Here is a 10,437-nt window from a genome sequence, read left to right on the forward strand (position 1 = left end):
ATAGGGTGAATGTAACAGCAAAAAACGGTGCGCTAGCACAAAGTGTAGCCTTAGTCGGTTGTGGTTGGTTTGGCTTTGCCTTAGCAAAACAGCTGGTCCATGAGGGTTACAGAGTGACAGGTTGTAAGCGCAGTGTGGATGAACTTTCAGAATTAACTACAGCAGGGATAGAAGCTTATTCGCTGCAATTAGGCAGTGATGCACTAAGTGTGCCCGATGCTAAAGCGTTAGCGGGGCTATTTCAGACCGATTATTTAGTCGTGAACATTCCGCCTCGATTAAAGCGTGGTAACGCCGCTTATGTTGAAGAATTACAACAACTCATTGCATTAACCCAAGGTTGGCAATATCAACGGATTGTGTTTATTAGCACTACGGGTGTGTATCCTGCTCAAGATAAGCTAATGACCGAAGCAGATGCCGTAGCAGAATCGAGTGATAGCCAAATCCTGCTCGATGCAGAAGCCTTATTCCAAGCTCAAACCAATGCCTGTATTGTCCGTTTTGCTGGTCTTGTTGGTCCAAAGCGCCATCCTGGCCGTTTTTTGGCGGGCAAAACCGACGTGAGTGGTGCTAATATTTCAGTGAATTTAGTTCATCTTGATGATTGTGTTCGCGCAGTGAGTACGATTATCGCCGCCACGCGTTCGGGATTATCCGTCGCGCCGATTTATAATCTGTGTGCACCTTTGCACCCAACCAAATCTGAATTTTATCAAGCCGCCGCACAGTCTTTAGGCTTAGTTGCGCCCGAATTTAATCAACAATCTATGCCGAGTAAAGTCATTCAAGCTGACGCAATTGTCACAGATTTGGGCTTTCGTTATCAGTATGCTTCGCCACTGGATATGCTTGCAGCATGCTAAAAAGGTAAATTATTGTTAAAGGTAAAAGTCGATATTTTTAGATTATCTTTTGGCTTCAAGTTTGACTTAAGCGAAGGCGTAATCCTTATATAAAAAATTACTCATAAAAAGAGACTATCAAATGAATGTGTTTAATCGAGTTCTACCCATGACCGTGTTTGTATGTGGATTAATGCTGACTGCTAGCTTTTCTTTGCAGGCTGCAAGCTTTGAAGAGGGCAAAGACTACGTCACCGTTACAGATATTACTGAAGTACAACAACCTGTGCTGCGAGAGTTTTTTTCTTATAATTGCCCTCATTGTTATAAACAAGATCCACTAATGGCATCAACAGTGAAATTATTAGGCAAAGATATCGCTTTTGAACGTACGCCCGTTGGCGTGGGGCGTCCTGCTTGGGAACTGAGCCAGTTTGCCTATTATATGGCGCAAAAATTAAAGATGACGAATCAAGTGCATTTGGCTGTTTTTAAGCAAATTCATGAGAAAGGTGAACCGTTTACCACATCTGAACAAGTTAAAGCTTTTTTCATCGCGCAAGGGGCCAAAGTCAATGATGTGGATGCCGCAATGACTTCTGTGGACGCTAAATTTACCCTGATGAATTATGACTCTCAAACTGAACTTTCAGGTATTAAGGGCGTGCCTTCATTACTGGTAAATGGTCGCTATATGTTGACCTCAACAGACCATAGCCCTGAAGAATTGGCCGAGTTAGTTAAATTCTTAGTCGCTAAGTCATTAAATTAATTGAAAATACTTAGATTTATTCAACTAATACCATAATTGAGCGTGAGGATAAGCCTGTTTTAGCCTCGACTGAATAACCCAACCTAAGTTGGGTTATTTTTATGTTGGGGTTTATCTTAAACCTCTCGCGTCAATATGATGAAAGATAATAACCAATGCCACGTTTGTTGATGCATAGAATCGTATCTACAACAGCAGTTAACTCTTCATTAAAACCTCAAACCATAACGCATTACAGATGACTATTTATCTATTGGTTTTACTCTTTTTGCGAGTTTAGACAATATCTTATTGCCCCTCTTCAGTCACCTTAGCGCCTAATTTGGCGCAAATACCCTGAAATCCCCCCGTTCCTTGTTCGACATTGGTCTAACCTGTTGAAATATTTGAAGCTGCATCTAAATGTAAAATCATTGTTAACTCTTTGATTTTAAGTTTTTATTCAACTTCTCCGTCGTGAGCTTAGTCGCAAATTAGACTAAGGTCTTGATTGTGGTCACTCCAGCTGTTGCTAGATTAAACATGACTTAAAATTAAAACAGCACAGGGGAGTCACTATGGGTTTTGAAAACAATGATAAAGCTAAAGGCTATTGGCGCGAGAATATACGTCTCGTGTTATTCCTATTGGCTATTTGGGCTGTCGTCTCTTTTGGATGCGGCATTTTATTGGTTGATGTACTCAATGAAGTCCATTTTATGGGATTCAAATTAGGTTTCTGGTTTGCACAGCAGGGATCTATGTATGTATTCGTTGCGCTTATTTTTGTCTATGCGGCAAAAGCCAACGCCTTAGATAAAAAATATAACGTACAAGAAGACTAAGGAGCTTTTAAATGGATGTTCAAACACTCACATATATTATTGTAGGACTCTCGTTTGCGCTCTACATTGGTATCGCGATATGGACTCGAGCAGGTTCGACTAAAGAGTTCTATGTTGCTGGCGGTGGTGTTCACCCTGTTGTGAACGGCATGGCAACGGCGGCAGACTGGATGTCGGCGGCATCATTTATTTCGCTAGCAGGTATTGTGTCGTTTACAGGTTATGACGGCAGCGTGTATTTAATGGGATGGACCGGTGGTTACGTATTGTTGGCCCTGTGTATGGCACCATATTTACGTAAGTTCGGTAAGTTTACGGTACCTGATTTTGTCGGTGAGCGTTATTACTCACAGGCGGCGCGTACGGTTGCGGTTATCTGCGCTATCTTCATTTGCTTTACTTATATTGCGGGGCAAATGCGCGGTGTGGGGGTGGTGTTCTCGCGCTTCTTAGAAGTCGACGTCGACACTGGTGTGTATATTGGTATGGCGGTGGTGTTTTTCTACGCTGTACTTGGTGGAATGAAGGGTATTACTTACACTCAGGTTGCCCAATATTGCGTTCTGATTTTTGCCTTTATGGTACCTGCGATTTTCCTTTCTGTGATGATGACAGGCCACGTTGTGCCGCAAATCGGTTTTGGAGCAGAGCTGCTAGATGCTGCGGGTAATAATAGTGGCGTATACCTTTTAGAGAAACTCAATAATGTTTCCGCTGAATTAGGATTTGCGCCTTATACCGATGGTTCTAAGAGCATGATTGATGTGTTCTGTATCACTGGGGCATTGATGGTCGGCACTGCGGGCTTACCGCATGTTATCGTGCGTTTCTTTACTGTGCCTAAAGTAAAAGATGCACGTATTTCAGCAGGTTGGGCCTTAGTGTTTATTTCTATTATGTACACTACTGTGCCAGCTTTAGCGGCTTTCTCCCGTGTGAACATGATTGAAACCATTAATGGTCCAGATGCTAAAGGTGTGGCTTATGAGTCTGCGCCAAATTGGATCAAAAGCTGGGAGAAAACCGGTTTAATTAAGTGGGATGATAAAAATGGCGACGGTAAGATTTACTACTCGTCAGGCAAGATTGAAGATCCTGCTAGCAAAAACGAGATGAAGATTGATAACGACATTATCGTTTTAGCTACACCAGAAATCGCTAACTTACCTGCGTGGGTTATCGCATTGGTGGCTGCGGGTGGCTTGGCGGCTGCACTATCGACATCGGCAGGTTTGTTATTGGTGATTTCAACGTCGGTTTCACACGATTTGTTGAAGAAAAACCTAATGCCAAATATCTCTGATAAGAAAGAGCTGATGTTTGCTCGTGTGGCAGCGGGAGTCGGTATTGTGATTGCGGGATACTTTGGCGTGAATCCGCCAGGATTTGTGGCCGCAGTAGTAGCGTTCGCCTTCGGCTTGGCGGCATCGTCACTGTTTCCTGCGATTATCATGGGGATTTTCTCTAAGACAATGAACAAAGAAGGCGCTATTGCTGGTATGTTGACAGGTTTACTGTTTACTGCGGGGTATATCATCTACTTCAAGTTTGTTGACCCAACGGGTAACGTCGCGGCTAACTGGTTCCTCGGTATTTCGCCTGAAGGAATTGGTCTAGTGGGCATGTTCATAAACTTTGGTGTAGCTGCATTAGTGAGCCGAGTGACAGCTGCAACGCCATTACATGTTCAAGAAATGGTTGAATCGATTCGTTTCCCTAAAGGTTCAGGTGAAGCCAGCGATCATTAATCTTATGATGTAATGATGAGTTTTATTATAAGAGAGCGCTCCTGCGCTCTTTTTTATGACTTTTTTGGCCGAGCTGTTGTAAGTCTTTAGTCTAGGTGCTGCCGCGTTTTTGATGAATCAATTAAATTAACCCTGTGCTGACTTTAGTCGAATGTAGCATAGCGATAATGCAGGTTATAGTGGCTATATAAGGGTAAAAATTCTGCTTAAAAATAAGGTGTAGTCATGAATGCCAGCGAGTTACAACCCGTCGTTCAATTTCTACAAGGGTTAGTGCCCTTCGACACTCTGGCCGAAGATGCGCTGCTGCGCTGCGCTAAGGCAGTGACGGTTGGCTATTACAGTAAGGCTTCTGGCTATGTCACCTTTAATATTAATACCCCTAAATTGTATATGGTGCGCAGTGGCGCTTTTGAGGTGCGCGATCCCGATGGTGTACTGCTAGATAGAGTCGGCGAAGGGGAGTTTTTTGGTTTTTCCACTCTGTTGTCGGGGGAGAAAGTGGTTAATAAGGTTGCTATTTTAGAAGATAGTTTGGTCTATCATCTACCTCAAACCTTGTTCGATAAACTCAGAGGTGAGAGCCGCGATTTCGATAAGTTTTTTACTCGCGCGTTTGCTAAACGCCTGCGCCACGAGGGACGGTTTAAGGCAAAAGATTTGGCCACGACCAGTCGAGTCAGCACGTTAATGTCATCGACGCCGATTATCATCGATGCCCATGCTAGCGTGAATCAGGCGGCACTTTTGATGCGCAATAGCCGAGTGTCGTCCTTATTGGTGACGGACAATCACAAATTAGTCGGTATTTTAACCGATAAGGATTTACGTAATCGGGTATTAGCAGTTGGGCTTGATGGTCGTATTGCTGTGCACCAAGCGATGACGGTTTCACCGATTTCTATTTCATCGAATGCGTTGATTTTTGAAGCTATGTTGCTGATGAGTGAGCATAACATTCATCATTTACCGATTATCGATCAAGATAAAACTCTCGGCATGGTGACCAGTACCGATATTTTACGCGGGCAGGGCTCACAGCCGCTGTTGTTAATTGGTGAAATTGAACGTCAGCAAGATCTGGCCAGTTTAATCAATGTGAGTAGGCAAATTTCGCTGTTGTTGCAAAACTTGATCAGTGCCGATGCCAGAGCCGAAGAAATTGGCCGAGTATTAACCTCCGTTACCGATGCGCTGACGCGGCGCTTAATCGTGCTTAATCAACAATTGCTCGGCGAGCCACCGATGGCCTTTTGTTGGTTGGCGTTTGGCTCGCAGGGGCGCCAAGATCAGGCGGCGTGCTCGGATCAAGATAATGGCCTTTTAGTCGCTGAAGAAATGGACGATTTTGCCAAAGGTTATTTCGATGCCTTAACCCATGCGGTGTGCGCGGGGCTTGACCAATGCGGTTATGAGTTTTGTCCTGGTAACATTATGGCGCAAAACCCTCAGTGGCGAATGTCGCTTAAACAGTGGCAACAAGTATTTGAAAAATGGGTAATCACACCTGAGCCTAAGGCGTTACTGCACGCCAGTATTTTCTTTGATATGCGCTCGGTTTATGGCCCACAAACTTTGTTTGATGCGCTGCAGGATAAAGTCTTGGCGCAAACCCGCGATAACGATATTTTCCTTGCGGGTATGACGGCCAACTCGCTGGTGGAATCACCGCCGCTCGGCTTTTTCCGCAAATTTGTGCTTGAACGCGATGGTAGCGAAGTTAAAGGCATCGATTTAAAGCATAAAGGTAATGCCTTGATCAACGATATCGCCCGTGTTTATGCTTTGTCTGCTGGGATCAAAGAGGTGAATACCGCTAAACGTATTCGTGCTTTGATGGAGGCAAATATCCTTAATCGTAAAGATGCACTTAATCTGGCCGATGCTCACGAGTTTATTGCTCATATGCGGTTATCAAATCAAGGTTACCAACATAACCAAGGGCTAAAGGTGAGTAATTACTTATTGCCAGCACATTTATCATCGCTGGTTCGTCATCAGTTACGAGATGCCTTTAAGGTGGTGCATGAGGCGCAGGCTGGGATGAAAATGAAATTTATGCGCAGTTTTTAATATGAACACACTGCTGATGAAGACTCAGCTCAATTGGCGGACATTACGATGCCAACATCAGTTATTTAAGGGTTATTACCAATCGCTATTACCACTGCTAGCGATGCCGTTATCCGAAGCACCTTTGATGGCGATGGATTTGGAGATGACAGGGCTTAATCCGCAACAAGATCAAATACTCAGTATTGGGCTTGTGCCGATTGAGCGCGGTGAAATACCTCTGGCGCGTGCGGAACAAAAGCTAGTGCAAATTCGCGGTAGTGTTGGCCAAAGTGCGACTATACACGGCATTCTCGATAATCATCTCGTACAGGCTGTGACGATTGAAGAGGCAATGACGTGGTTTATCAATCAAACCTATGGCCGCGTGTTGGTAGCGCACCATGCTCCCTTAGATTGCCGTTTTCTGCAGCAGGATTTATTAACCATTTACCATCAAGCGATGGTGTTACCGGCAATTGATACGTTAATGCTTGAAAAACACCGTTTACTACGGGAGCATTCCGCCATTCAAGAGGGGAGTTTGCGTCTCGGCGCTTGCCGCGAACGTTATGGTTTACCCATTTATAGTGCTCATAGCGCTCTGACCGATGCTTTAGCTTGCGGTGAATTGTTATTGGCACAAATAGCGGCAATGGGCGACGGTACGAAACTTACCGTAGCGGATGTATTGTATCAATCTGTTTGACCGTTTCTCGTTTAACATTGCAGTTCATGGCTGAATTAATTACATGTCTAAATGATTATGTTATAGAAGGCCGCAAACGAAAAAAGCCATCTCAAAAGATGGCTTTTTGGTTAGTCAAACATGACTTATGGCTTACAAAAGTAATCTACGGCGCGTTTAACTAACTCTATGCCTGTTTTATCACAAGGTGGCAGCTCGGCATCACTGATATTAATCGGTGTGACGCGCTCGCCCCATTGCAACAAGAGTGCGGCTGAGGTTAGTCCTGCACCAAAGGCGCAAGAAAGTATGGTTTGATTTGGCTTGATAACGCCTTGCTCTAATGCATCACAAATCGCAATTGGAATGGTTGCTGCCGAGGTATTGCCATAATTAGCGATGTTAACGAAGGCTTTTTCTTTAGGAATTTTCATCCGACTGACTAAGGTATCGATAATGCGTTCGTTAGCTTGATGGGGGATCACTAAATCCACTTCATCTTTATCTACGCCACACTTTTCAAGCACTTTAGTGCTTAATTTGTTCATGCCGTTAATCGCGCGCTTGAAGATTTCTTGGCCATCAAATTCAATGAAAAAGTCCAATGACTCCGCTGAGAATCTGTCCATTGCGGTGCCAAAACCGGCTTTTAAAATATCACGACCTTCTGGATCGTTATTCAGCTCATAACCAAGTACACCGCCAGCAACATCTGTCGCTTCAACCACAACAGCGCCTGCGCCATCACCGAATAACACCGCGGTATCTCGGCGTGACCAATCTAAATAGAAAGAAAGACGCTCGGCACCAATGACCAATACTTTCTTGCTCTGGCCACTCTTTATCTGTGAGCTGGCTAAACCTAAGCCATATAAGAAGCCACTACAAGCTGCATTGATATCAAACGCGGCACAACTGGCACCAATATTCGCTTGTACAGTCGAGGCTATGTTGGGGATTAATGTATCTGGGCTGGCACTGGCCAGAATGATCATATCGATTTCACTGCCATCGATACCTGCTGCTGCGAGCGCGCGTTGTGCGGCAACAGAAGCAAGTTCAGAGGTGTTAACATGGCTAATATGGCGCTGGCTAATGCCGGTGCGAGATTTGATCCATTCATCGGAGGTTTCGATAAAGGTCGCAAGATCATCATTGGTTAGGGTGGCTGGTGGAACACATTTGCCCCAACCTGTGATAGTGGCGTACTGCATGGTGGTTTCTCTCAAATAAAAAAGGCAGAACCTGGGCGCTGCCTTGAATCAACAACAAAGCGTATCGGCAACAGTAATGGTCGTCCGTGAGCTAGACCGCCTGTTTGGCGACGAGTTCTCGAATTGTCATTGCGGCATGCAAAATATGATGGCGCAATAGCGCCGTCGCTTTTTCTATTTCTCTCAGTTTGCAATAGTTAAGCAATGCCCTGTGCTCATGCTCTGCAGCTGGAATCCCCCCAGCGAGCAATAACTGCAAACGGATGTATCTATCACAATTGGTATTGAGGCTGCGAACAACCTCAAGAGTGTGCGGGCGATTAGCCGCTTGATATAAGCAAGTGTGAAATTGCGTATTCAACTCGCTCCAACTGGCGACGGCATCTTCATGTTTGAAGGCTGACTCCAATTGTTCGAGTACACGTTCTGCGTTTTCTAAATCGGCTTCTTGAAGTAGAGGTATAGCTTTTTCGAGCAGATCTGTTTCGATCATGGCGCGTAATTCAAATAGTTCGGTGACTTGCTCAACGGATAAAACTGTTGCTGTAGCACCTTTATGAGGTTCGAATTTTACCAGTCCTTCAGCTTCAAGCTGTAATAATGCTTCTCTTACCGGAATGCGACTAACATTTAATGCCTCAGCTAAGGCACTTTGTCTGAGCGGTTCCCCTGCGGCTATGTCCCCTGAAAGAATTCTCTCTCTAAGCACTTCAACAACTAATTGGGTGCGGGTTTTGTGAACGATAGGCGTGGTTTTACTCATTATTTGTGTCTATTTCAGGTGTTTTTCATTATTTGCCCAAGATTACCGTTAAAAATGCCACAAATAAAGGAAAATGCTCGATTGAGTGATGCCCCTAACGGATTAACAACGCCCAAATGACGGGGTTTTTGAGAGTTTTCTTCCTATATATGAAGCGTCTTGGTTAGACACCACCACTGCTGAAATAACGATAATAATATTAAGCGTGTTATCACCGACCTTGAGTCAATTCTTTAGTATGCACTTCAATTAATAAGTGTGAGACCCCCTGAGCCAATAGGTAAGGTCTAAGCGGGTAAATACGCGCAGCAATAGGCATTGTTATTACTTGGGGTTACCCGTCTATCTCGATTCGGTATTACGAAGGCTTAATTTAGGACGAAAGCAGAACTTCGCGGTGCAATTTTGTTTAATGAGTGAAATAATAGTGCGATAACGCCTTAGGCGATTTTGGAGCAATACAGTGAGTCGAGCAGTATTTTTAGACCGTGATGGTGTGATTAACAAAGACCATGGTTATGTTCACCAAGTGGATGACTTCGAATATATCGAAGGTGTGTTTGAATCTTGCCTCTCGTTGAAGGAAATGGGCTACAAGTTAGTGGTTGTCACTAATCAATCTGGTATTGCCCGTGGCATGTACACCGAAGATCAATTCCACAGCTTGACGGAGTGGATGGACTGGAACTTTGCTGACAAAGGGGTTGAACTCGATGGGATCTATTATTGCCCGCACCATGCTGAAAAAGGTATCGGGGAATATAAAATCGATTGTGATTGCCGTAAACCTAAGCCGGGTATGCTCAATGATGCCGCACAGTTTTTAAACATCGACTTAGCACTCTCTGTCATGGTTGGCGATAAAGCTGAAGATATGCAGGCTGCGAAAGCGGCTGGCGTTACCACACGCATATTAGTGCGCAGTGGTAAGGTTATTGCCGATGACAGTGATGCAACAGTGGTACTCGATAGTATTGCCGATGTGCCGGCTTACTTAAAAAGCATAGGCTAATTACAACTCAACTTATAAGCAGAACACTCTTTACTTACTCAGCAGTTCTAAGTGGAGCCTGCCGGGTGAAAGTTGAGTAAACGTAACTAACACGACATTAAAGAGCTAACCAATAGGTTGGTTCTTGTCATTTCTAGAGCAGGATTAATCCCATTTTTGCTCTTAATTCAGCGCTGAACCGATAGAATTGCCGTCAAAACACACTTTTAGTTTAAAAAGTGTGCGCTTGATTCGTTTTTTATCATTATTTTAGAAAAAGGGCTTGCGGTAAAATCTGACGTCCCTATAATGCGCATCCACTGACCCAGCAGGGTCAACGGTTAAGCGCTGAATAAGCTGCTAACCATGCTCTTTAACAATTTATCAAGCAAATCTGTGTGGACACTCACAGGTGTTGAGTTAATCGAAACTGCTTAGCCTTCGGGTTAGCAGTCAAAAATTTAAATCAATGTAACAATGAGTGTTCATAGCAATATGTACAGTTTGTTTCTGTAGCAGAAACAAAAAAATCAGAATTCA

Annotated in this window: 9 protein-coding genes; 7 read left to right on the top strand and 2 right to left on the bottom strand. The window is 44.1% G+C overall.

Annotation, left to right across the window (positions count from 1 at the left end):
• Positions 1 to 5 precede the first annotated feature (5 nt).
• From L2717_RS12445 to L2717_RS12470, 6 genes are all read left to right on the top strand, one after another.
• Positions 6 to 866: an SDR family oxidoreductase gene (locus tag L2717_RS12445; protein ID WP_246611821.1), complete on the top strand. Its 861-nt coding sequence runs from the start codon at positions 6 to 8 to the stop codon at positions 864 to 866.
• 121 nt (positions 867 to 987) lie between these two features.
• A complete protein-coding gene (locus tag L2717_RS12450) occupies positions 988 to 1,617 on the top strand; it encodes a thiol:disulfide interchange protein DsbA/DsbL (protein ID WP_220774633.1) in 630 nt (209 codons plus the stop codon).
• Positions 1,618 to 2,174: 557 nt separating this feature from the next.
• The gene (locus tag L2717_RS12455) at positions 2,175 to 2,441 is read left to right on the top strand and encodes a DUF4212 domain-containing protein (RefSeq protein ID WP_220774626.1); all 267 of its coding nucleotides are present in this window, start codon (positions 2,175 to 2,177) and stop codon (positions 2,439 to 2,441) included.
• Between the two features lie 11 nt (positions 2,442 to 2,452).
• A complete protein-coding gene (locus tag L2717_RS12460) occupies positions 2,453 to 4,189 on the top strand; it encodes a sodium:solute symporter family protein (RefSeq protein ID WP_220774627.1) in 1,737 nt (578 codons plus the stop codon).
• 225 nt (positions 4,190 to 4,414) lie between these two features.
• Entirely contained in the window at positions 4,415 to 6,262 is a 1,848-nt protein-coding gene (locus L2717_RS12465; RefSeq protein ID WP_220774628.1) for a DUF294 nucleotidyltransferase-like domain-containing protein, read from the top strand.
• 1 nt (position 6,263) lies between these two features.
• Complete coding sequence (locus L2717_RS12470) at positions 6,264 to 6,950, top strand: exonuclease domain-containing protein (RefSeq protein ID WP_220774629.1); 687 nt, start codon at positions 6,264 to 6,266, stop codon at positions 6,948 to 6,950.
• Positions 6,951 to 7,075: 125 nt separating this feature from the next.
• Here L2717_RS12470 and L2717_RS12475 read toward each other — a convergent pair whose 3' ends face one another.
• Positions 7,076 to 8,143 (bottom strand): ketoacyl-ACP synthase III, encoded by a 1,068-nt coding sequence (locus tag L2717_RS12475; protein ID WP_220774630.1) that lies wholly within the window; start codon positions 8,141 to 8,143, stop codon positions 7,076 to 7,078.
• A gap of 91 nt (positions 8,144 to 8,234) precedes the next feature.
• Positions 8,235 to 8,906: a GntR family transcriptional regulator gene (locus tag L2717_RS12480; RefSeq protein ID WP_220774631.1), complete on the bottom strand. Its 672-nt coding sequence runs from the start codon at positions 8,904 to 8,906 to the stop codon at positions 8,235 to 8,237.
• A 463-nt stretch (positions 8,907 to 9,369) separates the two neighbouring features.
• On the opposite strand from L2717_RS12480, the gene gmhB reads away from it, so the two are divergent.
• The gene (gmhB, locus tag L2717_RS12485) at positions 9,370 to 9,918 is read left to right on the top strand and encodes a D-glycero-beta-D-manno-heptose 1,7-bisphosphate 7-phosphatase (RefSeq protein WP_220774632.1); all 549 of its coding nucleotides are present in this window, start codon (positions 9,370 to 9,372) and stop codon (positions 9,916 to 9,918) included.
• Positions 9,919 to 10,437 lie beyond the last annotated feature (519 nt).

The organism is Shewanella glacialipiscicola, from assembly GCF_023283485.1.
Lineage (GTDB): Bacteria > Pseudomonadota > Gammaproteobacteria > Enterobacterales > Shewanellaceae > Shewanella > Shewanella glacialipiscicola.

What these genes read in the sequence shown, in the direction of transcription:
- L2717_RS12450 (WP_220774633.1), top strand. Translation starts at nt 988, where the DNA reads ATGAATGTGTTTAATCGAGTTCTACCCATGACCGTGTTTGTATGTGGA.
- L2717_RS12455 (WP_220774626.1), top strand. Translation starts at nt 2,175, where the DNA reads ATGGGTTTTGAAAACAATGATAAAGCTAAAGGCTATTGGCGCGAGAAT.
- L2717_RS12460 (WP_220774627.1), top strand. Translation starts at nt 2,453, where the DNA reads ATGGATGTTCAAACACTCACATATATTATTGTAGGACTCTCGTTTGCG.
- L2717_RS12465 (WP_220774628.1), top strand. Translation starts at nt 4,415, where the DNA reads ATGAATGCCAGCGAGTTACAACCCGTCGTTCAATTTCTACAAGGGTTA.
- L2717_RS12470 (WP_220774629.1), top strand. Translation starts at nt 6,264, where the DNA reads ATGAACACACTGCTGATGAAGACTCAGCTCAATTGGCGGACATTACGA.
- L2717_RS12475 (WP_220774630.1), bottom strand. Translation starts at nt 8,143, where the DNA reads ATGCAGTACGCCACTATCACAGGTTGGGGCAAATGTGTTCCACCAGCC.
- L2717_RS12480 (WP_220774631.1), bottom strand. Translation starts at nt 8,906, where the DNA reads ATGAGTAAAACCACGCCTATCGTTCACAAAACCCGCACCCAATTAGTT.